Raw genomic sequence first — 23,891 nt, forward strand, 5'->3', positions numbered from 1 at the left:
CGCGTCCATCAGACCTCCAGGCCGAGCAGGTCCTCGACCGTTTCCCGGCGCAGGATCAGCCGGGCCGCGCCGTCGCGCACGGCGACGACGGCGGGGCGGGTCAGCATGTTGTACCGGCTGGACATGGAATAGCAGTAGGCACCGGTTCCGGCCACCGCGATCAGGTCGCCGGGGCCGGCATCGGCCGGCATCCACGTGTCGCGGATGATGATATCGCCGCTCTCGCAGTGCTTTCCGACCACGCGGGCGACCACCGGGCCGGCCTCCGATCCGCGCGAGACCAGCTGGCAGTGGTAGTCGGCCTGGTACAGCGCGGGCCGGATATTGTCGCTCATCCCGCCGTCCACGCTCACATAGCGGCGGCGCAGGCCACCGTCGAGCGAGACATCCTTCACCGTGCCGACTTCGTACAGGGTCACGGTGCCGGGGCCGGCGATGGCACGGCCCGGTTCGACCGCGATCCGCGGTACGGGCAGTCCCGCGAGCTCGGCCTCACGCGCGACCAGGACGCGGAGTTTCTCGGCGAAGAGATCCAGCGGCGGCGGATCGTCCGACGGCAGGTAGGAGATACCGAGACCGCCGCCCAGATCGAGCAGCGAGATCTGGGCGGTACGTTCCACGCCGAATTTGTCGACGGCTTCGCGCAACAGTCCGAGCATGCGGTGCGCGGCGATTTCGAATCCGTCGATTTCGAATATCTGCGATCCGATATGACTGTGCAGTCCGACCAATCGGAGATTATCGGCTTCGAATACCCGGGCCAGCGCTTCCATGGCATCGCCGCCGGAAATGGAGAAACCGAATTTCTGGTCCTCGTGCGCGGTGGAGATGTATTCGTGGGTGTGCGCCTCCACACCCACGGTGACGCGGACCAGGACGTCCTGCACCACACCGGCCGCGCCGGCGACGGCTTCCAGCCGTTCGATCTCGATCAGCGAATCGACCACCACATGCCCGACACCGGCCGCGACCGCGGCTTCCAGTTCGGCCACCGATTTGTTGTTGCCGTGCAGCGCGATGCGTTCGGCGGGGAAGCCCGCGTGCAGCGCCACCGCCAGCTCACCGCCGGAGCACACGTCCAGCGAGAGTCCTTCGTCGCGGATCCAGCGGGCGATCTCACCGCAGAGGAAAGCCTTGGAGGCGTAGTGGACTCGCGAATCCGCTCCGAACGCGCGCACCATATCGCGGCAGCGGGACCGGAAATCGTCCTCGTCCACCACGAACAGCGGCGTACCGAACCGCTCGGCGAGTTCGGTGACCGGCACCCCCGCGAGCCGGACCACATCGTCGGCGTCGCGGGTGGCGTTGCGCGGCCACACCTGCGCGGGCAGGTCGATCAGCTGCCGCGGGTCGGCCGGGCGTTCCGGCAGGTTCGGCGCATGCGGTATCTCGGCGTGCCGGGGCCCGGCGGGATGGACACTCATCGGTCTTCCTTCCTCGTCCACTGCCGGAACAGTCGGTCGATACGTTGACAGAGCTCGGTCACATCCGCTCCGGGGCGGTGACACCGAGCAGGGCCAGGCCGTTGGCCAGCACCTGACGGGTGGCGTTCACCAGCACCAGGCGGGCGGCGTTGACCGGCGAGACGGGTTCGTCGCCCAGCGGCAGCACCCGCAGGGCCTTGTTGGTCTGGAACGGGTGATAGGCACCGGCCAGTTCCTCCAGGTACCGGGCGATGCGATGCGGTTCGCGCAGCGTCGCCGCACTCGCCACCACCCGGGGGAACTCACCGATGGTGCGAATGAGGGCGCCCTCGAATTCCGAATCGAGCAGCGCGAAATCCGGTGTCACCGTGTCGTATTCGAATTCCGCGGCATTGCGCGCGATGGACGCGGCGCGGGCGTGGGCGTACTGGACGTAGTACACCGGGTTCACGCTGTCCTGTTTGGCCCACAGGTCCAGGTCGATATCGATACTCGAGTTCACCGAACTGCGCACCAGTGAGTACCGGGCGGCGTCCACTCCGATCGCCTCGACCAGATCGTCGAGGGTGACCACGGTGCCGGCCCGTTTGCTCATCCGGACCGCCACGCCGTCGCGCAGCAGGTTCACCATCTGGCCGATGAGTACCTCGACGCTGTCGGGGTCGTCACCGAACGCGGCGGCGGCGGCCTTCAACCGGCCGATGTAGCCGTGATGGTCGGCGCCGAGCATATAGATGCACAGATCGAATCCGCGCGACCTCTTGTCCTGCAAGTAGGCGATATCGCCGGCGATATAGGCGGCATTGCCGTCGCTCTTGATGACCACGCGGTCCTGATCGTCACCGTATTCGGAGCTCGCGATCCACCAGGCGCCGTCCTCGGAATACAGGTCACCGGAATTCTTCAGTGTTTCCACCGCGCGTTCCACGGCGCCCGAGGCGAACAGCGAACTCTCGTTGAAATACACGTCGAAATCGGTGCCGAATTCGTGCAGGGTCTTCTTGATGTGCGCGAACATCAATTCGACGCCCTCGGCGCGGAACAGTTCCAGCCGCTGCCCGGGTTCGAGTTCGACCGCGCCGGGATGGGCGGCGATGATCCGGTCGGCGATCTCGCCGATATAGGCGCCCGCGTACCCGTTCTCCGGGGTCGGCGCACCGGTGGCCGCGGCGACCAGGGATTCGGCGAACCGGGTGATCTGCCCACCGTGATCGTTGAAGTAGTACTCCCGGGTGACCTCGGCGCCCTGAGCGGCGAGGATCCGGCCCAGGGCGTCACCGACCGCCGCCCAGCGGGTGCCGCCCAGGTGTACCGGGCCGGTCGGGTTGGCGGAGACGAACTCCAGGTTGATCTTGGTTCCGGCGAGCAGATCGGCGGTGCCGTACGCGGCCCCGGCCGCATGGACCTGATCGAGTACCGCACCCTGCGCCGAGGCGGCCACCCGGATGTTCAGGAACCCCGGCCCGGCGACCTCCGCGGACGCCACGGCATCGGTGCCGCTCAACGCCTCGGCGAGCCAGCCGGCCAGCTCCCGCGGGGCGGTACCCGCCTTCTTCGCGACCTTCATCGCTACATTGGTGCTGTAGTCACCGTGCTCCGGGTTCCGCGGACGCTCCACATCGACCGAGTCGGGCAGCACCGAGGCGTCGAGTCCCCGTTCGGCGAGGACCTTCGCCGCGGTGGCGTGAAGGAGATCTGCAAGGTCGGCTGGAGTCACGAGTCTCTATCCTATGGTCCGAGTGGGTGCGCGCCGCGAGTGGGCACCGCAGCTCGGCACTGTTCATCGACGTGGAAAGAACTGGGACCGGTATGCCGAACAGGACGAGCGCCAAATCGGCGAAGGCCGTGAAGGCGGCGGGCAAAGTCGCGGGCGCCCGCACGAGCAGTAACAAGAACAAGGGCAAACCCCCGATTACGCAGCGAATCCCCTGGCTGACCATCGGCGCGGTGGTGTTGCTCGTCGGGTTGGTCGCGGCGCTGGCGGTGAATCTGGTGCCCAAGTACCAGGAGAAGGCGGCGCTGGAGAAGTTCACCCCCTCGGAGCAGAAGCAGGACCCTTCCGACCAGATCGAGGGTGTGGTCAAGAAGGAATATCCGGCGGGTCTGCACCTCGACGCGACCCAGCGGGTGGCCTACGACCAGACCCCGCCGTTCGGCGGTCCGCACGACGCCTCCTGGGCCAACTGCATGGGCACCGTCTACGACAAGGCGCTGCGCGACGAGAACGCGGTGCACTCGCTGGAACACGGCGCAGTGTGGATCACCTACAACCCGGACAAGCTCGACCAGTCGGGGATCGACACGCTGAAGAAGAAGGTCGAGGGTGAGCAGTACATGCTCATGTCGCCCCATCCCGGCCAGGAAGCCCCCGTCTCCCTGCAGTCCTGGGGACATCAGCTCACCGTGAACAGCGCCGACGACGAGCGGGTCGGCCAGTTCATCACCGCGTTGCGCCTGAACAACTTCGCCTACCCCGAGGTCGGCGCCGACTGCGCGACCGTCGCGTTCGACACCCAGAACCCGCCCCCCTACGACCCGAGCGACCCGGGACCCGGCGCGGTGCCGATGGACGGCTCCGGCCTGCAGCCCGACCAGGGCGAGCTGGGCGGTATGGGTGCCCCCGGCGGGGGTCTGCCCGGTGGCCTTCCGGGCGGTCTGCCCGGCGGTATCCCGGCGATTCCGGGAATGCCCGGCACGCTGCCCGACCAGCAGGCGCCCGGGGCGGTTCCCGAGCAACCGGCGCCCGGAGCCGGGCAGTAATGACCGACCCGGACAGCTCCGAGGCCGAGCCTCGACCCGAATCCGGTCTGCGCGCCCAGCTGCGCGGCCAGCGCACTCCTTTGCTGGTCATCGCCGCGATCGCGCTGCTGGTGATCGGATTCGGCGCGGGTGTGCTGCTGTCGCCGGACGATTCCGGTGACAGCGCACCCGGCCCGGTCGATATCGGATTCGCGCAGGACATGTCGGCACACCACACCCAGGCCGTCGAGATGTCCGGGATCGCGCTGCTCGGTTCCACCGATCCGGCGGTCCAGCGGCTGGCCTACGACATCCTGACCACCCAGCAGAGCCAGATCGGCCGGATGCAGGGGTGGTTGCAGATGTGGGGCGCACCCGCTCGCGGCAGCGACGGCTATATGGGCTGGATGCACGACGAGCAGAGCGCGGACGCGCACGGCGGCCACCACGAGCACGGTTCCGGCATGCCGGACTCGGGGGCGATGGCCGCCATGCCGGGTATGGCGAGCACCGAGGATATCCAGCGGTTGCGGACCGCGAAGGGTGACGAACTCGACGTGCTGTTCCTCCAGCTGATGCTGCGCCATCACGGAGGTGGCGTGCCGATGCTCGAATACGGTGCCGAACACGCCGAAACCGGTGAGATCGGCATCCTGGCCGGGCAGATGCTGGCCGCACAACAGGGCGAAGCCCGGTTGATCACCGATATGCTCACCGCCCGCGGCGGGCAACCGCTCCCCCTGAACTGACCCGCCACCACTCGTTTTGGCCGCACCGGCGGTGATGCGATACGCTGTGGTCCGCCCGACAGACCGGCCGACGGTCGAATCGGGTGGATCCCCGCCCTCGTAGCTCAGGGGATAGAGCGTCTGCCTCCGGAGCAGAAGGCCGCAGGTTCGATTCCTGCCGAGGGCACATATGAGGAAGGCCCCCGACCAGCTGGGTTCTGGTCGGGGGCCTTTTTCGTTCCCGGTACCGGGGCCCGGACGCGGACTAGTTGTTCGCGCGCTGGATCGAGCGCCGGACGAGATCCCGGATACCGGGGAGTTGGATGGCGCGAAGCATGAGATCCCCGGCCCAGACGTGCGCCCGGGTGGGTGGAGCGAACCGGCTGATTCCCCTGCGGGCCAGCGCCTGCCGTTTGCGGACCTCCGGGCGCAGCGATTCCGCCCAGGCGTCGAGTGCCGCGGGGAGATCGGCGCCGTGGGCTTCGACGGCGGCACCGAGGCGGTCGGCACCGTCGAGGGCGAGAGCCGCGCCGTAGCCGGCGAACACGGTCACGCACCATGCCGCGTCGCCGAGAAGCACCACCCGCCCACGACTCCACCGGTCCATGACGATCTGACCGACCGAATCGAAGTACGCGCCGGCCGGGTCGGCGGTGAGCTGCCGGAGCGCCTCGGCGACGCCGCCGCCGAGGTCACCGAAGGCGCCGGTGAGCGCGGGTGCGGCACCGCGCGCGGTGTCGGCCGCCGGATCAGGGCTGCGGTAGGTGAAGAACGCCGAGGACCGGCCGGGACCCAGATTCATCACGGCCGCGGTACGCCGGGGGCCGAGAAATGTCGTACCGACGCCTTCGGGAACGTGCGCGGGCACGGTATCGAGCGGGAAAGCGCCCACCATATGGCCCAGGTCGACGAGAAATTCGGCTTCGGGACCGAAAACGAGTTCACGGACCCGGGAGTGGACGCCGTCGGCGCCGATGAGCAGGTCGGCCCGCAGTTGTGTGCCGTCGCCCAGGACGATCTCGACAGCATCGGTTTGCAGGGTCACCGACCGCACTGTCGTACCGAACCGGATATCGGCGTCGCCGGCCACCGCCTCGTACAACACGGCTTCCAGATCGCCGCGGAACAGGCTCAGCGCCCGGTCTCCCACGGCGGCCTGCGCGACGGCGGCCGGCACGGTGAACTTCTCCCGGCCGTCGGCGTGCACCAGTACCGAGGTGAAGAAACCGATATCGCGCGGCGCGAGCGCGGGCAGCAGGCCGAGGCGTTCGGCGGCGTCGTATCCCGGTCCGTGCAGGTTCAGCAGGTAGCCGCTACTACGCCGCGTGGGCGACCGTTCGATCACGACGACGTCCCAGCCCGCCCGGCGCATCCGCAAGGCCGCGGCCAGCCCGGCGATACCGGCACCCACCACCACGGCCCGTTTCCTCCCGGAACCGCCGGGGTGTCGTACCGCGTTCTCGAGATCGTCCACAACCACTCCTGAAGTTCGCCACCGTTCGAATATCGTCAACTAATAGTTGACGATGCCGTCACCGTCAACCTAAAGTTGACGAATGGAACGTCAGGTGGCGGCCGATACCGGATCGCGCATGCTGCATGCCCTCCGCTGCGTCGGTCACGCGAGCGCAGCGCGACTGTCGATGGTGACCAGACCACCTGCCCGTGTGTGCGGACGAGCAGTGATTGCGGCACCTGTGGTGACGACGAACGGCTACACGCCGCACATACGGCCCACCCCTTGCCGATCGAACGACGACACGAAAGACGAAGAGTCCGTACGCTCGAAGCTATGACTGCGGATCTCGGCGACCGCGTCGCCTCCGTTCGTAAGCGTCGCGGGTTGTCGCAAAGAGAGCTGGCCGAGCTGAGCGGTATTTCGCTCTCACTTGTGAAGAAGATCGAACAAGGGCAGCGTGGGACGGTCCGGCTCGAAACCCTTCGCGCGCTGGCCGTCGCACTCGGTGTCCGCACATCCACGCTGCAGGACCAAGGCGATGCCGAGTGGGCGTCGGCGGAGACCGTCGATCTCTGGGGACCGGTACGTCGCGCACTGGCGGCACGGGGCGACGATCTGGAGGAACGTCCCACGATCGAAGGGGTGCGGGCGAGTTATCAGAATCTGCTGCCGGCTCTCGGTAGGCACCTGTACAGCGAGGTGGCCGCCGGCCTCCCCGCACTATTGCGCGATGCCTGCGCACTCGACGAGAGCGAGGGCCGCGCTCTCAGATCCCGCATTCTGGGCATGACCGGTTGGCTACTCGTTCAGAATCGCCAGTTCGACAGCGCCGCCGATGCGTTGGCGCGGGCAATCGACGAGGCACCCGACCGCGGAACCGCTGCCGCGCCCGTGAATGCCCTGGTGTGGAGTCATCTGCGCCAAGGCCAGCTCCGCGCGGCTGCCGACCTCGCGCAACAGTGGGCCGACGATATCGAGCCACGTTTCTCCCGGGCGACACCTGTGCAGCTGGCCCTGTGGGGTCGGTTGTGGTTGTACGTGGCGAACGTAGGAGTACGCGACAACAGCCCCGGAATCACCGAGGACGCACTCTCGCTGGCAAGATCCGCAGCCGATCGAATCGGCCGGGAGATGTCCTACGACCCGGCGCCGCACCGGCCGTACGGACCGGTCACCGTCGCCCAGATAGCGGGCGAATGCGCCGTCATCACCGGTAGACCGGACCGAGTGCTCGCGATAGCGGATTCCATACCGGCAGCCGCCGTGCCGTCGCAGACCGCCGCACCACGGCTGCGCCACCGGCTGGATGTGGCCAATGCCCATGTCGCGCTTCGCAACTACAGCGAGGCCGTGGCCACACTCCAGGATATCCGCGCTCTCGCCCCGGAATGGTTGCCCCAGCAGCGCTACGCTCGCGATATTCTCGGCTCGATCGTGCGGCATCGCCGGACGCTCACGCCCGAAATGCGTGAACTCGCCGACGCGGTCCGCCTGGAATACTGATCCGCACCCGAGCATTCGCTTGTGCTCCTTCGATCAGAACTCGACCGGAATGGACACAGACACAGCAATTTTTAGCTGACAGTCTCTCTCCCGGCCCCGGCGTCGGGTCGATCGGCTTCCGCTCGGTGTCGAGAATTCTCGCTCCTCGGACCTCCCCGGCGCCGGGTGCCTGCCAACACCACTCATCCGGGGAGAGATATGCACGAGCGCAGCCCTGCCGGCCGTCCGCCTTCGAATCCGGCCATGGCCGAAACCATCCGACTTCTGCACGACGACTACCGCACGGACACCGAGACCCTCCGTCGGGTCGCGACGGCGATCCGGGCGCTACCCGGCCGGACCCGGCAGCCCACAGCGGACGATATCGCCCGGCTACGCGGCGAATTCGATCGAGTGATCGCGCGGTTGCGGGCGGCCGACCATCTGGAACTCGACCGTGGCCGGTGACAGCAGGCGCGCGCTCGTCCTGCGGCGGGTCGATGCCGACCCCGGGGATATCGAGCGGCTGGTGCGGCGGTACCACCTCGATGTGGTCTTCACAGCGGTGGTCGATACGACGTCGAAGCTCGCGGTGATCATCGCTGTACAGCATCTGCTCGAGCACGATGCCGAGGTGGTCGTCGTCCCGCATCTCACGGTGGAGGGGCGGACGGGTGCACATTGGCGCGCGGTGACCGTACTGGCGGACCTGGTCACCGCCGGGACCGTGGTCGAGCGGGGCACGTTCGATCGGTCGACGCGGTGAACCGATCCGATCTCCGGCGATCCGTCAGCGCGGCGTGAGCCGGACCACCGGGTATTCGCGGTCGGATTTGCGCTGGTACTTGTCGTACCGGGGCTGTGTGGCCGTGATGTGCTGCCAGGCCCGGGCGCGCGCGTCGCCGTCGAGCCGCTGCGGCGTCACCGGTACGGCGGCGTGCCCGTGCAGTTCCACCGCGACACCGTCGGGATGAGCGATCAGGTTGCTGTACCAGTCCGGGTTGCGGTCGCCGCCGCCGGAGGCGACCAGCAGCCAGGTGTCCTCGCCGTCGGCGAACCAGGTGATCGGGGTTTCGCGGGGTTGTCCGGTGCGGCGGCCGGTGGTGTGCAGGATCAGCATGTCCATGCCCAGGTATCTGCCGCCTTTACGGCGGATCCGGGCGGTCGTACGGGAGTTCATCTTACGCTGGAACCACAGCGACAGCCTCCGCAGCGGACCGTTCGCGGAAGTGCCGGGACTGCCCTGCTCCTGATTCGGTGCCATCTGCCTGCCTCCAGTCGGTCGTCCGGATCGCGATGCCCTCGGTAGGCCGCGTGGGACCGCGCGGCCGGTGTAGAGGCTAGCGCGGGTTTCCGCGTCCGGCGTCCAGCGCCGCCCGGCCGCGACGGAAAACGCCTGGAATGCGGCGCATCCGTTCGCTGTGGGGTGACGAAATGCCCGGGACGGGCGGATCGGAGCACGGTCGGCGACGGACGCATCACCACTGCCGGACTGCCCACCGTGCCGATACACCGCACCGGCCGCGATATCCGGGAGAGACCGCGGGGTGCCGGGAGTGACCCTCAGTCCAGGGAATTCGCCAATCGCGCGTGCAGGTCCAGCAGGTCGGGAATCTGGCCGGCCGGACGACGGCCCATCCCGCATTCGGTGGCGATCCCGAACTCGGATACGAACGCCGACGCGGCCTTGATCCGGCGACGAGCACCCTCGAAACCGTCGGAGGCGTGCACCAGCCCCAGGTAGAGGGTGGTCTCCGGTTCGATGGCGAGGCCCGCCAGCGGCGCGAAATACGCGGGGTCGGCGCGCTCCTTGGGTACGGGCAGATGGACCCAATCCAGCGAGCGGGACAGCGCCACGGCTACTCCGGACGCCACATCGACCAGTTTCGAGGTATCGGCGGGCTCGACGAAATGCTGATGGCCGAAATCGCCATAGCAGAGGTGATAACCCAGCTGCACGCCCGGGGGAACCGCGTCACCGAGACGGGACAGTCGCTCGATGACCCCACCGAGCCGAGCCGGATAGTCCCCGCCGAACCAGCTCGGGAAAACGCCCTCGAACAGCGCGAATTCGACGGCCGCGTCCCATTGGATCGCCAGATCCTCATGGGGAATCGCCGAGGTGATCTGATCCAGTTCGGCCAGAATCGCGGCCTCGTAGCGGGTTTCCAGTTCCGCCTGCGGGCCGGCGACGAACGCGCCGACCACCGCGATCGCAGTCGGCAGGCTCACCTGGAACCGGACACCGGGCCGGATCAATCCCTGATCACGGAGTTGTTCGAATACCCGCCACGATTCGCGCGCCGCCTGCGCGTACCCCAGCGCGCCGAAATCGATACTCGCCGGATCGACGCCGGGAGCCGGCTGCACCCGTTCGCTCGGCCCGTACTCCGGGCTCGGCGGCGGCACGGTGACCAGCGCGGGATGTGCCTGCAATCTGGGCAGCTGCCACACCACCCAGTTGTCCCGGACGCCGGTCTCGCCGTCCGGGATCCGGGATATGTGCCCACCCAGCCGCGTGGCGACCTGCGCGAAAACCGCCGCGGCGTCGGAGAGCGGCACACTGCCGCACAGGTGGACACCACGACCGACCATGACACATACCTCCACGTACTCTCGGGATCCCGCCGCAAGAGTGTATGAGCGCGGGCGCCGTTGCGCGCGCGGAGCACTCGGCTGTCGGCCCCGATACCCACGCCACCCGCCGAACCGGACGGGCATGTGGAGCGTGTCGTAGTGTTCGGGAAAATCCCCCGGGAACGGAGAACGTTTTGACTCAGCCACCGGCAGGCCCGACCGGGCCGCAGCCGTCCGACGGCACTCAGTCCGGCCGACCGGCCCCGGACGGGCACCCGCAGCCACCCCGCAAACGGCGCACCGGTCTCATCATCGGCGTGGTGGTCGCCGTGGTCGTGGTGGTCGCTGCCGTCGCCGCCGGCGTGGTGCTGACCGTACAGGGACGCACTCCGCTGTCTTCCGACGAACAGCAGGTCGAGGCCTCGCTGCGCGAGTTCTACGGCACGCTCAGCGATGACGGTTTCGCGGCGGCCACCCAGCTCGCCTGCAAAGCCGACCGCGACGAATTCGACGCGATGTCGGACACGGAGAAATCCGAGGCCGAGAAGCTCGGTTTCAAGGTCGCCATCGACTCGGTCGACAATATCGCCGTGACCGGCGACCGGGCGAAGGCCGAGATCAAGGGCAAGTTCAGCCTGTCGGCCCCCGGCGGCGAGGACGAGCAGATGGACGACAGCTCCGAAGAGAACCTGGTGAAAGAGGACGGCGAATGGCGGGTCTGCTCGTCGGGTGGCGAGGAGAAGTGAGCCCGGGCGGACACCGATGAGCTGCTGCGGGCCGACGCGGCGCGGCGTACTCGGCGCATTCGGCCTCGCGGCACTGCTGTCCGTCGCCGGACTGTCCGCACCGGGCCGGGCGAAAGCCTCGCCCGGCCGGGTGTCGGCCACCGAACTCGAAGTCGTCACGGTCACCGACACCTCCGCCGTGCTCACCTGGACCACCCGGGACCCCGACAGCGGGATCCCGGTGGACACCCCCGGCGAGGTGCTGCTGGGTCCGGCCGACAGTCCGCTCCCGTTACGCCCGGTGTGGGCCGCCGACGGCGTGACACCCTTCCACTACGCCCAGATCGACGGCCTGGAGCCGGGCCGCCCCTATCGGTTCGAAGCCCGTTCGGCCGGGGCACGCGCCACTCCGGCGGTCTCGGTCGCCACCGGGCTGCCGGGGACGCCGGAAACCACCGGTTCGTTCACGACCCTGGTCCCGCCGCCGGGCCGGCTGCTGCGGACCGTCGCGCTGGCCAACGACATCCATTACGGGGAGACCGTCAGCGGTCTGGTGGCCGGCGGTCTGCCACCCGGAATCAGTCAGGAGCCGGGTCTGCCGCCCTACCCGGAGGTCATGTTCGACGCGGTGCTCGACGATCTGCGCCGACCCGACCGCGGCGCGGAGCTGCTGTTGCTGGCCGGAGATCTGACCACGGAGGCCGAGCCCGCGGACCTCCACGCGGTCCGCGACCGGCTGGACCGATGGGGTACGGCGGGCCGGGACTATCTCACTGTCCGCGGTAACCACGACCGCCCGCACACCGGCGCCGAGTACGCGGAGTGTCCCGCCGTACCCGGTGCCCCGGATCACCGTGATTGCTGGAGTACGGTTTTCGGGCCCCGGCAACAGGTGGTCGAACACGAACTCGGTGGGCTGCGCGTACTCGGCCTGGACACCAGCGCGCTGGACGGGGCGGGAGGTGTGCTCGATGCCGGGCAGATCGACCGGATCACCGACCTGCTGCGGGCCGAACCGGACCGACCCACCCTGGTTTTCGGGCATCATCCAGTGACGGTGGAAGCCGGACTGACCAATACGGCGGGCCCGGGATTCGTCCTCGACCGTGCCGCCGGGCTGCGGCTGCAGCAACTGTACGAGCACGCGCCGGGAGTCTTTCTGCAGCACAGCGGACACACCCACCGCACCCGGCGGACCCGGCCGGATACCGCCTGCGCGGTCGAATTCCTGGAGGTCGGCGCAATCAAGGAATATCCCGGCGGATACAGCCTGCTGCGGATCTACGAGGGCGGCTACACGGTGAACTTCTACAAGACGCGGACCCCGGACGCCCGCCGCTGGAGCACACTGACCCGCGCCGAATACTTCGGCCTGCTTCCCGAATACACCCTGGGCACCTTCGCCGACCGCAATCATGTTGTGCTGCGAGATTTCTCGGGACTCGACTGATCCGTGGCGGGTACGCGACCGTCCCCCGCGACCCGGAAGTCGTCGCGGCCGGGCAGCAGACCGGTGCCGGACCTGCCGCGGTCCCGATTACGGACCGCATAACGCAGATTCCGGCACCGATCTCCCGAACCATCGAGCGAGCGGCGGGAATCGAACCCGCGTGAACGGCTTTGCAGACCGTTGCCTGAACCACTCAGCCACGCCCGCGTGACTCGAATGATCATGGCTCGCCGCCGCCCGGGATCCCACAGTTGGGTTCAGCCGGATCACAACCGGTGACAGCGGAGGTTCCGGCGGTGACACCGCGCCGCGTACCGGGTGACACCCCCCACGGGCGGGCGCCCGCGCGGCGGCTCACGGTCGGGGGGCCGTGCAATGATCGAACACATGTCTCGCCCCCGCCCGCTACCTGTCGACCCCATCCAGGAAGCCCACCGCCAATGGGTCGGCCACGGATGGGGCGCGGTCGCCGATGGGATGGCCGCGGTGACCTCGCTGGTCCGTGCCCAGCAGATCGTGATGGCGCGGGTCGACGAAGCCCTGCGGCCGACCGGCTTGACGTTCTCCCGGTACGAGCTCCTGCAACTGCTGAACTTCAGCGCCACCGGCGCGCTGCCGATGGCGGTGGCCAGCGCCCGGTTACAGGTGCACCCGACCAGTGTCACCAATTCGGTGGACCGGCTGGAGGCGGCGGGTCTGGTCGATCGGGTACCGCATCCGAAGGACCGGCGGGCCACGCTGATCGAGATCACCGAGGCCGGACGCGCTCTCGTCGCCGAGGCGACCGGATACCTGAACGAGCGCGTGTTCGCCCGGCCCGAACTTCCGGCCGACCGGTTGCGGACGCTGCTGCAGTTGCTCGCCGAGTTCCGGCACACCGCCGGGGACTTCGATACGGGCGAGGAACCACCCCGCTGGGCCGAATCCGGGCCCGGCACCGACTGACCGGCAACCCGCCCCGGATCCGCGCATACCGAATATTCGCCGGGGCCGACGACCGGCGAACAGATGACGCCCAGGCACCCGTTCAGCAAATTTCTCAATGGTTCGGCTTGGCAACTACCGGCCCGCGGCGCACCATATGTTTATGGTGCTGGTTCTCGGGGTATCAGTAGGCGCTTCCGGAGCGCGCGCGGTACTGACCCATTCCGATCAACCGCACCTGCCTGCGATCGACCGGTGCCATATCCCCCGCCCGGCGCGCACCTCGGTGGCCGACCCGGTTCTCATCGCGATCCGCCGGATGTACAACGCCGCCCACCGGCGTGACGAATACATCACCGGAACTGCCGTGACCTGCCAGAACAGAGAGCAGGCCGAGGTCGTGGGTGATGCCCTCGGCACCGGCCGGGTAACCCTGGTGGACGAGCCGCTGGCGCAGCTCCGCTACCTCAGATTCACCGAGAAACTCCCGGCGTCCGGGGTCGTCTCCCTGTTCGACCTGGGTTCCTCCGGGCTGACCCTCACCCAGATCGACTGCCGGACCGATACGGTGCTGGCCGGAACCCACTGCCCGGGGCTGGGCGGCGACGGCTACAACGAGCTGCTGTGCGACTGGCTCGACGGAGCCGGTGTGTTCACCGACGAGGCGGCGGCCCGACGCTACCGGGAGGCATTGAGCAGCGCCCGGGTGGTGACTGCCGCCGATCCCGAAACCGCCGAACGCGCGGTCATCACCCGCAGCGATCTGGCCGAGCTCTGCGCGGACGCGGTGGAGTCGGCCGCGACCCTCGTGCACCGGGTGGCGGAACAGACGGAGGCGGCGCCGGACGCGGTGGCTCTGCTCGGCGGCTGCGCCCGCAACCCGGCCCTGCGCGCCCGGCTGACCGATCTGCTCGGCCTGCCGCTCGTCTGCGATTCCGAACCCGAATACGTCTCGGCCCGCGGCGCGCTGCTGTTCGCAGCCGAACGCCCCGCCGCCGGTATCCGCACCGCGCATATCCGGGCGGGCGGACAGGTGGTGCACATCGCGCCTCCACCGGTCGGGCGGCGCAAGATCTACGCGGCCGCGGCCGTGACGATCGGACTCGGTGCGACAGTGGCCGGGCTGCTGACGGCCCAGAACGGGTCGGCGCAGCCCACCAGGAACAATTACGTGCCCACCGATATCCAGGATGCGCCGCCGCCCGGCACTGATCCGCACCCGGGCGCGCGAACGGTCAGCGGTTGGTGAACTCCGCGGGCCGCTTGTCCACGAAGGCCGCCATTCCTTCGGACTGGTCCGCGGTCGCGAACAGGGAGTGGAACACCCGGCGCTCGAAGCGCAGCCCCTCACCCAGGGTGGTCTCGAAGGACCGGTTCACGGCTTCCTTGGCGATCATGGCCACCGGCAGCGACATCGACGCGATGGTGGCGCCGACCTCGAGCGCGGTGTCCAGCAGTTCGGCGGCCGGGACGATCCGGGCCACCAGGCCGGCGCGCTCGGCCTCCTCGGCATCCATATTGCGTCCGGTGAGCACCAGATCCATGGCCTTGGCCTTACCGACCGCGCGGGTGAGCCGCTGCGAACCGCCGATACCGGGGATGACACCGAGCTTGATCTCCGGCTGACCGAACTTGGCCGTATCCGCGGCGATCAGGATGTCGCAGATCATGGCCAGTTCACAGCCGCCGCCCAGCGCGTATCCGGCGACCGCGGCGATGGTCGGCTTGCGGAACTGCGCCAGCCGCTCCCAGCGGGCGAAGTAATCGTCCATGAACATGTCCATATAGGACTTCGGCTGCATCTCCTTGATATCCGCCCCGGCAGCGAAGGCCCGGTCGGAACCGGTGATCACGACTGCGCCGATCTCGTCGTCTCGTTCGAGTTCGTCGAGAGCGGCGATCACATCATCGAGGACCTGCGCGTTGAGCGCATTGAGCGCCTTCGGCCGGTTCAGCGTGATGAGGCCGACCTTGTCCTTGCGCTCCAGCAGAATCGTCTCGAAGTCGGTCACAGCACATCCTCTGGTCGAAACGGTTATGAATATCGGTGACGATACCGCGCGGGTCACCGGCCACGGCGATGTGGTTTTGCCCGGGATCACCGCCGGCGGCGAGTGCGGTGGCGGGGTTGCCGAAGACCGGTCCGAAGGCTTCCGCGGTGGTCGCCTGTTCGGCCTGATCGATCTCGACCAGCAGCACGGTGAGCTCTTTCCGCTTGATCCGGCACCGCGGCTGCTGCCACGGTGCCGACTCGGCCGGGTGGTGTGCCGCACACACGACCCGGCCGAAGGGAACTATTCGGCCGAGCTACGCCCGCGGATATCGGTGATGACGGCCGAGAAATCCCGGTCGCCGGAATTCTCGTTGAATTCGCGATAGATCTGCGCCGCGAGCTCGCCGATCCGGCCTTCGACTCCGTTGGCGCGCAAGGCCTCCACCGCGAGGCCGAGATCCTTGTTCATCAGTGCGGTGGCGAACCCCGGCTTGTAGTCGTTGTTCGCCGGGCTGGTCGGCACCGGGCCCGGCACCGGGCAGTAGGTGGTGAGTGCCCAGCTCTGGCCGGATGCCGTGGATACGACATCGAAGAACGCCTGATGGCTGAGGCCGAGCTTCTCACCCAGCACCAGCGCCTCCGACAGTCCGATCATGGAGATGCCGAGCAGCATGTTGTTGCAGATCTTGGCCGCCTGCCCGTTCCCGGCGGCACCGGTGTGCACCACCTTGGCACCCATTACTTCCAGCGCCGGCAGCGCCTCGGCGAAATCGGTGTCCGCGCCGCCCACCATGAAGGTCAGCGTTCCGGCGGCCGCACCCGAGACCCCGCCGGAGACCGGCGCGTCCAGCGCCCGGTGCCCGGCCGCGGCAGCGGCCTCGGCCGCTGCCCGGGCGTCGGCCACATCGATGGTCGAACAGTCGATGAACAGCGTGCCCGGATCCGCGGCCGGCAGCAGTTCGGCGTACACATCGCGCACCAGTTTGCCGTTGGTGAGCATGGTGATCACGATGTCGCGTCCGGTCGCCGCGGCCACCCCGGTATCCACCAGTGCGACCCCGTCGGCGCGGGCCTGCTCCTGCGCCGCGGGCGACGGATCGAACGCGTGCACGTCGTACCCGGCCCGCACCAGGTTGGCCGCCATCGGGCCGCCCATATGGCCGAGGCCGAGGAAGCCGATCGTCTTGCTCATCACTTGTCCTCCGGAATCGTCAAACCCAGCTCCCGCGCACCGAGTTCGGCGAAATATCCGTCGACCTGCGCGGTGGTCACATCGGACAGGGTGGCGGGCGACCACTGCGGGTTGCGGTCCTTGTCGACCACCTGCGCACGGATGCCCTCGACCAGATCGTGCGAGGCCAGCGAGGCGATCGATACCCGGTACTCCTCGTTCAGCACCGCTTCCAGGCTGCCGGCGCCCCGCGCCGAACGCAGCGACCGCAGCGTCACCTGCAGTGCGACCGGCGATTTGCCCAGCACGTCGGCCGCGGCCTTGTTCGCGTCCGCGGCCGCGTGGGCCTGTAATGCGGTGACGATCTCGGCGACGGTATCGGCGCTGTAGCAGGAATCTATCCAGTCGCGTTGCGCGAGGAGGGTCGATTCCGGTGCCTCGGTGGCGAATTTCGCGATGGCGATATCCGCGGCTTCGGTCTCCAGTGTGGTCAGCAGTGCCGGGATCTGTTCGGCCGGAACGTAATAGTCGGCGAAACCGGTCGCGACGGCATCGCCGGCGCCGAGGCGCGCGGTGGTGAGCGCGATATGTGTACCCAGTTCGCCCGGCGCCCGGGAGAGCAGATAGGTTCCGCCGACATCGGGGATGAAGCCGATACCGACCTCGGGCATGCCGACCTTCGACCGTTCGGTGACGATCCGGTGACTGCCGTGCGCGGAGAGCCCGACCCCGCCGCCCATCACGATGCCGTCCATCACCGCGACATACGGTTTCGGATAGCGTCCGATCAGCGCGTTGAGGATGTACTCGTCACGCCAGAACTTCCCGGTCGCCGAATCCGCCGCGGCGCCGATATGGCCCGCCGCCTGCTGTTCCTTGGCGTCGTGGTGGATGGCGACGATATCGCCGCCCGCGCACAGGCCTCGCTCCCCGGCACCGGTGATCGCCACTGTCCGCACCGAATCATCGGTGGCCCAGGCACGCAACTGCTCGGTGATGGTGAGTGTCATCGCGTGATTGAGGGCGTTGATGGCCCGGGGCCGGTTCAGGGTGATCAGGCCCAGGCCGCCGCGCTGGGCGACCAGGACTTCGGGTTCGTCGCTCATCTATTTCCTTTCGCGCTCGCCGCGGGACGGCCGCCGGTCACGGCACACCCGCCACAGACGCTGTCATCGACCGGGCGACCACCATCCGCATGATCTCGTTGGTGCCCTCCAGGATCTGGTGCACCCGCAGATCGCGGACGATCTTCTCCAGGCCGTATTCGGCCAGGTAACCGTATCCGCCGTGCAGTTGCAGAGCAGCGTTGGCGACATCGAAACCGGCATCGGTGGCGAAACGTTTGGCCATGGCGCAGAGTTCGACCTTGTCCGGTGCGTCCGCGTCCAGTGCGGCCGCGGCCCGCCACAGCAGCGTCCGGGCCGCTTCCAGATCGGTACGCATATCGGCCAGCTGGAACTGCAGTGCCGGATTGTCCAGCAGCGGGCCGCCGAACGCGGTGCGCTGGGCCAGGTAGGGCACCGTTTTCTCCAGTGCGGCCTGTGCACCGCCCACCGAGCAGGCGGCGATATTGAGCCGCCCGCCGTTGAGCCCGTTCATCGCGATCCGGAACCCGTCGCCCTCGGCGCCGAGCCGGTTGGCGACCGGCACCCGGGCATCGGTGAGGATCACCTGCCGGGTGGGCTGGGCATTCCAGCCCATCTTCTTCTCGTTGGGCCCGACCTCGAGGCCGGGGGTGTCGGCCGGGACGACCAGTGTAGAGATACCCCGCGCCCCGGTGTCCTGGGTGCGGACCATCATGACGTACAGATCGTTGCTACCCGCACCCGAGATGAACTGTTTGGACCCGTTGAGCACATAGTCCTCGCCGTCGCGCACGGCCCGGGTGGTGATGGCGGCGGCATCGGAGCCCACGCCGGGTTCGGTGAGCGCATAACTGGCCAGCTTCTCCATGGCGGTCAGCCCGGGCAGCCACTGCCGACGCTGGTCGTCGTCACCGTAGGCGTCGATCATCCACGCCGCCATATTGTGGATCGAGATGTAGGCCGCCACCGCCGGGCACCCGGTGGCGAGCTGTTCGAAAATCCGCACCGCGTCCAGCCGGCGCAGCCCGGATCCGCCGAACTCCTCGTCCACATAGATACCGCCGAGCCCGACCGCACCCGATTTCCGCAGCACATCCACCGGGAAATGCTTTTCCTGGTCCCATTCCACGGCGTGCGGCGCGAGATATTCGTCGGCGAACTCCCGGGCGGTATCGCGGATGGCCCGCTCGTCGGAATCGAGAGTGAACACGTTCGTCATTCCATCGTCGGGATGACGAAGCTGTTGCTCTCCTTCAGTCCCGCGGGCCAGCGCTGAGTGACCGTCTTGGTCTTGGTGTAGAAGCGGATCGAATCCGGGCCGTGCTGGTTCAAGTCGCCGAATCCGGAGCGCTTCCAGCCACCGAAGGTGTAGTACGCGATCGGCACCGGGATCGGGACATTGATACCGACCATGCCGACCTGCACCCGGGCCGCGAAATCACGGGCGGTGTCACCGTCGCGGGTGAAGATCGCCACGCCGTTGCCGTACTCGTGGTCGTCGGCCAGCCGCAGGGCTTCCTCGTAGTCCGCGGCGCGGACGACGCTGAGCACCGGACCGAAGATCTCGTCGGTGTAGATCGACATCTCCTTGCCGACCCGGTCGAAAAGGGTCGCGCCGACGAAGTAGCCGTTCTCCGCGCCCTCTACCGTCAGGCCGCGGCCGTCCACCACCAGTTCGGCGCCCTCGTCGATGCCCTGCTGGATGTACTTCTTCACCCGGTCCACGCCGTCGAGCCCGACCAGCGGCCCGTAGTCGGCGCCCGGGTCGTCGGATTTGCCGATATTGAGCTTGTGCACCCGTTCGGTGAGCTTCTCGACCAGCCGGTCCGCGGTCTCCTCCCCTACCGGCACGGCCACCGAGATGGCCATACAGCGCTCACCGGCCGAACCGTAACCGGCTCCGATGAGCTGATCGGCGACATCGTCGAGATCGGCGTCGGGCATGACGATGGCGTGGTTCTTCGCCCCGCCGAAGCACTGAGCGCGTTTACCGTTCGCGGTGGCGGTCTCGTAGATGTACTGCGCGATCGGGGTGGACCCGACGAACCCGACGGCCTTGATCCGGGGATCGTGCAGGATCGTGTCAACGGCTTCCTTGTCACCGTTGACGACGTTGAACACACCCGCGGGCAGTCCGGCCTCCAGGAACAGCTCGGCGAGCCGCAGCGGAACCGACGGGTCGCGTTCGGAGGGCTTGAGCACGAAGGCATTTCCGGTGGCCAGTGCGGGCCCGGCCTTCCACAGCGGGATCATGGCCGGGAAGTTGAACGGGGTGATCCCGGCGACCACGCCCAGCGGCTGGCGCATGGAGTACACATCGATTCCGGTGCCCGCGCTCTCGGTGTACTCGCCCTTGAGCAGATGCGGGATGCCGACCGCGAATTCGATGACCTCGAGGCCGCGCTGGATATCACCCTTGGCGTCGGCGATGGTCTTGCCGTGCTCACTCGACAGCAACGCGGCCAGGGAGTCGATCTCGTCGTTGACGAGGGTCAAGAACTTCATCAGCACCCGGGCCCGGCGCTGCGGGTTGGTCGCGGCCCAGGCCGGCTGCGCCGCCTCGGCGTTCGCGATGACCGCCTCGACCTCGGCGCGGGTGGCCAGCGGTACCCGGGCCTGTACCTCGCCGAGGTTCGGGTCGTAGACATCACCGAACCGGCCGGAGGTGCCGGGGACGTGCTGCCCACCGATGAAATGTGTGAGTTCTCGAGCCATGCGATTCCTGCCTCGTGTCGGGGTGGCGGGCGCGGCGCTGCGGCTGGCCGTCACACGAAGATCTTTTGCGGGCTTCCAATAGTTGGACGTCCAAGCAAAACGATACACCGGGCTCCGGACCGAAACCAGAGCTGTCCACAAATGTCGCGCGCGGACCGGCGAGTCGTGCTTCCCGGCTCGCTAACCGGCGGTTCTCGTGGACCGGGACAGCAGATAGCTGCCGATCCCGAGCACTACCGCGCCGATCACCAGAATCGCTCCGGACGCACCCGCGGAGTCCCCGGTCCAGTCCGCGACCGCCTCCACCGCCGCCAGGGTCAGCGCGGCAGCCCCACCCAGGACCAGCACCCAGGACCGGTCCGTGGCGTAGACCCCGAAGCACACCACCGCGACCACCGCGGTGAGCGTGTAGGCCGGCCACATCCCGTCGAACGCGTCGACGGTCTGCGCTCCCGATACCGCCAGCGCCGCACCCGCCGAATACCCGGCCCACACTTCGAACACCACGCGGGCCCGCGTGAGACCGAGCCAGGCGATACCCAGCACCAGCACCCCGCCGCCGACCCAGCTGTCGTCGAGTTCGAAGACCTCGTCCAGCAGACCCACGACCAGCGCCACGCTGAACCCCACACACACCAGCAGACCGAGCAGCGACGGCAGCGCCGCGTAACCCGCGGCGGCGGCCAGCAGACCCGCACCCGCGGCATACACCCAGGTGGTATCGCCACCGGCGTCCCCGCTGTCGAAAGCCGAACCCGCGGCCGCGGCCACGCTCGCCGCGGCGAGCGCGAACAACACCACCGCGAGCCGGGTGCGGGCAGTGTGCCCGGTATCGGGTACCGACCGCCAGGCCGCCCGCAGCAGAACCGAAGGCCCGCCCGCGGTCGCCACCCCGGCCACGATCAACCCGAGGGCGACCAGCGCGAACAGCGCGAACCGGCCGAGTTTCGCCATATCGTCCCAGGATTCGACCAGGATCAGCACCAGCCCGCTCAGCAGGAGTCCCGCACCGGCGTAGGCCGCGATCTCGGCCAGTAACCGGGCCGGGGTGGGCCGCGGCCGATCGTGCTTCAGCGCCGTGACCACCGCGGTCAGCTGGGTTTCGTCGAGCACACCTTGTTCGACCAGCTCACGCAACGCGGCGGGCGCCCGCTCCGGTTCCGCCGGCACCGTGAGCGCCCCGCCTGCCCGGGCCGGCACCGGATCGGCGGCCGGGCGCGCCGCGGAAGCCGGGGCGGATTTCTCCGGCCCGACCCGATCGGGAACCGTATCGGCCCCCGATACCGGCGCCCGCGGCGCCGAATCCTGTTCGGCCACAGTCCCAGTATGCCGCCCTCGCCGCCGACCACGCCCGGCGCGCGCCCGATCCGGCCCGTCGACGCCGGTCACGCGCTACGCTCGGCGACCAGACCGCAGACGATCGCAGGAGGTGGCGCACCGAAATGGACATCGGCGATATCCGGATCATCGACGCGCACATCCACCAGTGGGACCCGTTCGGTAATCCACGCGAATTCAGCCGCACAGCGAAATTACTGCGAGCCGTACCGGTCCCGCTCTCGCTCGCCGTGCGCCTCGCACCGCGTAGAGACCGCGAATTCATCGGCGAACCGTCGGCCTACCTCGCGCCCTACCTGCCCGCCGACTACCGGGCCGACGTCGGCGACCTACCGGTCGAATCGGTGGTACACATCGAGGTCGAATGGACCGGGCCGAAGGTCGAAGAGACCCGATGGGTCACCGCGCTGCCCTTCGGCGTGGACACCCCGGCTCTCGCCGCCGTCAGCGCGAGCGCGTTCCCGGGAGCCGCCGGATTCGCCGAACTGCTCGACGCCCACCTGTCGGCCTCCCCGTTGGTCCGCGGTATCCGCAGTATGGTCGCTCACCATCCCGATCCGGGTATCCGCGGTTTCACCAGCGATCCGGGCGCGCTGCGCAGTGCCTCGTTCCTGGACGGATTCGCCGATCTCGTCGCCCGCGATCTGCTCTTCGAGGCATGGGTGTACTCCCACCAGATACCCGACGTCACCGCCCTGGCCCGGCGCTACCCCGAAGCGAAGATCGTGCTGAACCACCTCGGCACCCCGGCCGGGATCTTCGGGCCGATCGGCGAGAACACCGGCAACGACGCCGAACAGCGGGCCGCGATATTCGAGCGCTGGCGCACCGATATCGCCGCACTGGCCGAATCTCCGAACGTGGTGGCCAAGGTCAGCGGTCTGATGATGCCGATCCTGGGACATCCGGTCCCACGCCCCGGAGAACCCACCCCGCTACCCCGCCTCGTCGAACGGATCGGACCGCTGCTGCGGCACGCGGCCGACGTCTTCGGAACCGAACGCCTCGTCTGGGGATCGAATTTCCCGGTCGACCGGCCGATCACCTCCATCACCGGCAGCGCCACCGCGGTGGCGACCGTGCTGAGCGAACATCTGGGTGGTTCGGAACCCCTGGAGAAGGTGTTCCGGACCAACGCCCAGCGGGTGTACGGGCTGGAGTGACCGGGCCGCGGCTACGTGAGGTGGAAGGTGCAGGTCTCGAGCAACCCACCGCCCTGCCCGAAATGGATGGGGTCGGTTCCGTTCTCCTCGGCGTCGCAACACCGCCCATTACCACGTATCCCGCTGGATACGTCATGGCCGCCGGGCGAATTCCGGGGGATCTAGCCGCCGGTGAGGGTCGAGTACACGACCACCAGGGCCCGTCCGGCCGCGGCGGCGGTCGACTCGTCCTCGGACAGCATCCGCAGGGCCCGGCGCAGCAGCGCGGGGTCCAGTTCGTCGGGTGCGGGCCGGATCGGCGGCGCCGGTAGTGCGGGCAGTTCCAGACTCTCACCGTACGGGTCGGTGAACTCGTCCCCGTCCGGGCCGGTGGACTCGACCCCGCCGATCAACGTGTCCAGGCTCAGCCCGCGCAGGGTCAGCAGATCGCGTGGATGTTCGTCGAGTCGTTCGGCCAGCAGACAGGCCACGGCGACCGCGTGCTTACACGGCCAGCCGGGATCCGGGCAGGTACAGCCGAAGTCGATATCCGCGGCGGTCTCGGGAAGCAGGTGGGGCGCGAGTTCCCGGGGAAGATCACCGGAGACCACGCGCGCCAGCATCCCCGGCGACGCCCGGATCACCTCGATGAGCAGATCCACTTCCTCGTCACGCAACCGGCGGATATCGCAGGTCGTGCGGAACGGGCGCGGCTGACTGCCCTGTACCTCGGCGATCACCGCACCGGGCTCGATCCGGTAGCTCACCACCTGGCCCGCCCGGGCGTAGGTCCGACCGCGGGACAACCGGCCGGAATCGGCCAGTCGTTCCACCACCTCGGTGAATGCCTTTCCCCAGAAGGTCCGTGCGAACGCACCACGCCGGCTGCGTGCGCTCACACCACCGGAAACCGCTCGGCGCCTACCGAATTCACCGAAA

22 protein-coding genes and 2 tRNA genes are annotated in these 23,891 nt (G+C 68.4%); 11 read left to right on the top strand and 13 right to left on the bottom strand.

All coding sequences use genetic code 11. The annotated features are described in order from the left end of the window. Nucleotides 1-8: 8 nt before the first annotated feature. Together lysA and argS are read right to left on the bottom strand one after the other, a co-directional pair. Entirely contained in the window at nucleotides 9-1,424 is a 1,416-nt protein-coding gene (lysA, locus tag ACWCPQ_RS17675) for a diaminopimelate decarboxylase (RefSeq protein ID WP_449899944.1), read from the bottom strand. Nucleotides 1,425-1,482: 58 nt separating this feature from the next. After that, on the bottom strand, nucleotides 1,483-3,141 hold the full coding sequence (gene argS, locus ACWCPQ_RS17680) for an arginine--tRNA ligase (protein WP_449899946.1): 1,659 nt from the start codon (nucleotides 3,139-3,141) through the stop codon (nucleotides 1,483-1,485). A gap of 92 nt (nucleotides 3,142-3,233) precedes the next feature. Between argS and ACWCPQ_RS17685 the strand changes: the two genes are divergently transcribed. The 3 genes from ACWCPQ_RS17685 to ACWCPQ_RS17695 all read left to right on the top strand — a co-directional run bounded on the left by ACWCPQ_RS17685 (nucleotide 3,234) and on the right by ACWCPQ_RS17695 (nucleotide 5,078). Continuing rightward, entirely contained in the window at nucleotides 3,234-4,184 is a 951-nt protein-coding gene (locus ACWCPQ_RS17685) for a DUF3105 domain-containing protein (RefSeq protein ID WP_449899948.1), read from the top strand. Beyond that, the gene (locus ACWCPQ_RS17690; RefSeq protein ID WP_449899950.1) at nucleotides 4,184-4,912 is read left to right on the top strand and encodes a DUF305 domain-containing protein; all 729 of its coding nucleotides are present in this window, start codon (nucleotides 4,184-4,186) and stop codon (nucleotides 4,910-4,912) included. The genes ACWCPQ_RS17685 and ACWCPQ_RS17690 overlap by 1 nt, the downstream gene beginning before the upstream one ends. 93 nt (nucleotides 4,913-5,005) lie before the next feature. After that, nucleotides 5,006-5,078, top strand: a tRNA-Arg gene (locus ACWCPQ_RS17695). A 78-nt stretch (nucleotides 5,079-5,156) separates the two neighbouring features. Here ACWCPQ_RS17695 and ACWCPQ_RS17700 read toward each other — a convergent pair. Further along, complete coding sequence (locus ACWCPQ_RS17700; protein ID WP_449899953.1) at nucleotides 5,157-6,365, bottom strand: FAD-dependent oxidoreductase; 1,209 nt, start codon at nucleotides 6,363-6,365, stop codon at nucleotides 5,157-5,159. 318 nt (nucleotides 6,366-6,683) lie between these two features. On the opposite strand from ACWCPQ_RS17700, the gene ACWCPQ_RS17705 reads away from it, so the two are divergent. From ACWCPQ_RS17705 to ACWCPQ_RS17715, 3 genes are all read left to right on the top strand, one after another. Further along, entirely contained in the window at nucleotides 6,684-7,853 is a 1,170-nt protein-coding gene (locus tag ACWCPQ_RS17705) for a helix-turn-helix domain-containing protein (protein ID WP_449899956.1), read from the top strand. A 243-nt stretch (nucleotides 7,854-8,096) separates the two neighbouring features. Beyond that, a complete protein-coding gene (locus ACWCPQ_RS17710) occupies nucleotides 8,097-8,300 on the top strand; it encodes a hypothetical protein (protein ID WP_449899959.1) in 204 nt (67 codons plus the stop codon). Beyond that, on the top strand, nucleotides 8,290-8,598 hold the full coding sequence (locus ACWCPQ_RS17715; RefSeq protein WP_449899961.1) for a hypothetical protein: 309 nt from the start codon (nucleotides 8,290-8,292) through the stop codon (nucleotides 8,596-8,598). The genes ACWCPQ_RS17710 and ACWCPQ_RS17715 overlap by 11 nt, the downstream gene beginning before the upstream one ends. Before the next feature lie 24 nt (nucleotides 8,599-8,622). Here the strand turns inward: ACWCPQ_RS17715 and ACWCPQ_RS17720 are convergent, their stop codons facing one another. Both ACWCPQ_RS17720 and ACWCPQ_RS17725 read right to left on the bottom strand, forming a co-directional pair. Further along, entirely contained in the window at nucleotides 8,623-9,096 is a 474-nt protein-coding gene (locus tag ACWCPQ_RS17720; RefSeq protein WP_449899964.1) for a nitroreductase family deazaflavin-dependent oxidoreductase, read from the bottom strand. A gap of 299 nt (nucleotides 9,097-9,395) precedes the next feature. Beyond that, complete coding sequence (locus tag ACWCPQ_RS17725) at nucleotides 9,396-10,427, bottom strand: hypothetical protein (RefSeq protein WP_449899966.1); 1,032 nt, start codon at nucleotides 10,425-10,427, stop codon at nucleotides 9,396-9,398. 176 nt (nucleotides 10,428-10,603) lie between these two features. On the opposite strand from ACWCPQ_RS17725, the gene ACWCPQ_RS17730 reads away from it, so the two are divergent. Next, nucleotides 10,604-11,155: an Rv0361 family membrane protein gene (locus tag ACWCPQ_RS17730; protein ID WP_449899968.1), complete on the top strand. Its 552-nt coding sequence runs from the start codon at nucleotides 10,604-10,606 to the stop codon at nucleotides 11,153-11,155. Continuing rightward, the gene (locus ACWCPQ_RS17735) at nucleotides 11,139-12,584 is read left to right on the top strand and encodes a metallophosphoesterase (RefSeq protein WP_449899970.1); all 1,446 of its coding nucleotides are present in this window, start codon (nucleotides 11,139-11,141) and stop codon (nucleotides 12,582-12,584) included. Before ACWCPQ_RS17730 ends, ACWCPQ_RS17735 begins: the two co-directional genes overlap by 17 nt. Before the next feature lie 135 nt (nucleotides 12,585-12,719). On the opposite strand, the gene ACWCPQ_RS17740 is transcribed toward ACWCPQ_RS17735, so the two are convergent. Beyond that, nucleotides 12,720-12,791 (bottom strand) — tRNA-Cys (locus tag ACWCPQ_RS17740). Nucleotides 12,792-12,971: 180 nt separating this feature from the next. On the opposite strand from ACWCPQ_RS17740, the gene ACWCPQ_RS17745 reads away from it, so the two are divergent. Further along, a complete protein-coding gene (locus tag ACWCPQ_RS17745) occupies nucleotides 12,972-13,529 on the top strand; it encodes a MarR family winged helix-turn-helix transcriptional regulator (protein WP_449899972.1) in 558 nt (185 codons plus the stop codon). Between the two features lie 142 nt (nucleotides 13,530-13,671). Beyond that, nucleotides 13,672-14,757 carry a hypothetical protein gene (locus tag ACWCPQ_RS17750; RefSeq protein WP_449899974.1) on the top strand — a complete coding sequence of 362 codons (1,086 nt, stop codon included), beginning with the start codon at nucleotides 13,672-13,674 and terminating at the stop codon, nucleotides 14,755-14,757. Here ACWCPQ_RS17750 and ACWCPQ_RS17755 read toward each other — a convergent pair. From ACWCPQ_RS17755 to ACWCPQ_RS17780, 6 genes are all read right to left on the bottom strand, one after another. After that, nucleotides 14,744-15,520 (bottom strand): enoyl-CoA hydratase, encoded by a 777-nt coding sequence (locus ACWCPQ_RS17755; RefSeq protein WP_449899976.1) that lies wholly within the window; start codon nucleotides 15,518-15,520, stop codon nucleotides 14,744-14,746. The genes ACWCPQ_RS17750 and ACWCPQ_RS17755 overlap by 14 nt on opposite strands. Nucleotides 15,521-15,802: 282 nt before the next feature. Beyond that, nucleotides 15,803-16,693 (bottom strand): 3-hydroxyisobutyrate dehydrogenase, encoded by an 891-nt coding sequence (gene mmsB / locus ACWCPQ_RS17760; RefSeq protein ID WP_449899978.1) that lies wholly within the window; start codon nucleotides 16,691-16,693, stop codon nucleotides 15,803-15,805. Next, nucleotides 16,693-17,778, bottom strand: coding sequence for an enoyl-CoA hydratase/isomerase family protein (locus ACWCPQ_RS17765; protein WP_449899981.1), 1,086 nt, complete (start codon nucleotides 17,776-17,778; stop codon nucleotides 16,693-16,695). The genes mmsB and ACWCPQ_RS17765 overlap by 1 nt, the downstream gene beginning before the upstream one ends. A gap of 37 nt (nucleotides 17,779-17,815) precedes the next feature. Further along, complete coding sequence (locus tag ACWCPQ_RS17770) at nucleotides 17,816-18,967, bottom strand: acyl-CoA dehydrogenase family protein (RefSeq protein WP_449900247.1); 1,152 nt, start codon at nucleotides 18,965-18,967, stop codon at nucleotides 17,816-17,818. 5 nt (nucleotides 18,968-18,972) lie between these two features. After that, on the bottom strand, nucleotides 18,973-20,472 hold the full coding sequence (locus ACWCPQ_RS17775; RefSeq protein ID WP_449899983.1) for a CoA-acylating methylmalonate-semialdehyde dehydrogenase: 1,500 nt from the start codon (nucleotides 20,470-20,472) through the stop codon (nucleotides 18,973-18,975). A gap of 180 nt (nucleotides 20,473-20,652) precedes the next feature. Beyond that, nucleotides 20,653-21,789, bottom strand: a complete 1,137-nt coding sequence (locus ACWCPQ_RS17780; protein WP_449899985.1) for a DUF2157 domain-containing protein — start codon at nucleotides 21,787-21,789, stop codon at nucleotides 20,653-20,655. A gap of 125 nt (nucleotides 21,790-21,914) precedes the next feature. Between ACWCPQ_RS17780 and ACWCPQ_RS17785 the strand changes: the two genes are divergently transcribed. Then, a complete protein-coding gene (locus ACWCPQ_RS17785) occupies nucleotides 21,915-22,973 on the top strand; it encodes an amidohydrolase family protein (RefSeq protein WP_449899988.1) in 1,059 nt (352 codons plus the stop codon). 161 nt (nucleotides 22,974-23,134) lie between these two features. Here ACWCPQ_RS17785 and ACWCPQ_RS17790 read toward each other — a convergent pair whose 3' ends face one another. Further along, entirely contained in the window at nucleotides 23,135-23,851 is a 717-nt protein-coding gene (locus ACWCPQ_RS17790; protein WP_449899990.1) for an SWIM zinc finger family protein, read from the bottom strand. Nucleotides 23,852-23,891 lie beyond the last annotated feature (40 nt).

This window comes from Nocardia sp. NPDC001965 (genome assembly GCF_053594175.1).

Excerpts from the sequence above, each read along its gene's own strand:
- lysA (WP_449899944.1), bottom strand. The coding sequence starts at position 1,424 with ATGAGTGTCCATCCCGCCGGGCCCCGGCACGCCGAGATACCGCATGCG.
- ACWCPQ_RS17685 (WP_449899948.1), top strand. The coding sequence starts at position 3,234 with ATGCCGAACAGGACGAGCGCCAAATCGGCGAAGGCCGTGAAGGCGGCG.
- ACWCPQ_RS17690 (WP_449899950.1), top strand. The coding sequence starts at position 4,184 with ATGACCGACCCGGACAGCTCCGAGGCCGAGCCTCGACCCGAATCCGGT.
- ACWCPQ_RS17705 (WP_449899956.1), top strand. The coding sequence starts at position 6,684 with ATGACTGCGGATCTCGGCGACCGCGTCGCCTCCGTTCGTAAGCGTCGC.
- ACWCPQ_RS17710 (WP_449899959.1), top strand. The coding sequence starts at position 8,097 with ATGGCCGAAACCATCCGACTTCTGCACGACGACTACCGCACGGACACC.
- ACWCPQ_RS17720 (WP_449899964.1), bottom strand. The coding sequence starts at position 9,096 with ATGGCACCGAATCAGGAGCAGGGCAGTCCCGGCACTTCCGCGAACGGT.
- ACWCPQ_RS17725 (WP_449899966.1), bottom strand. The coding sequence starts at position 10,427 with ATGGTCGGTCGTGGTGTCCACCTGTGCGGCAGTGTGCCGCTCTCCGAC.
- ACWCPQ_RS17745 (WP_449899972.1), top strand. The coding sequence starts at position 12,972 with ATGTCTCGCCCCCGCCCGCTACCTGTCGACCCCATCCAGGAAGCCCAC.
- ACWCPQ_RS17750 (WP_449899974.1), top strand. The coding sequence starts at position 13,672 with ATGGTGCTGGTTCTCGGGGTATCAGTAGGCGCTTCCGGAGCGCGCGCG.
- mmsB (WP_449899978.1), bottom strand. The coding sequence starts at position 16,693 with ATGAGCAAGACGATCGGCTTCCTCGGCCTCGGCCATATGGGCGGCCCG.
- ACWCPQ_RS17765 (WP_449899981.1), bottom strand. The coding sequence starts at position 17,778 with ATGAGCGACGAACCCGAAGTCCTGGTCGCCCAGCGCGGCGGCCTGGGC.
- ACWCPQ_RS17775 (WP_449899983.1), bottom strand. The coding sequence starts at position 20,472 with ATGGCTCGAGAACTCACACATTTCATCGGTGGGCAGCACGTCCCCGGC.
- ACWCPQ_RS17785 (WP_449899988.1), top strand. The coding sequence starts at position 21,915 with ATGGACATCGGCGATATCCGGATCATCGACGCGCACATCCACCAGTGG.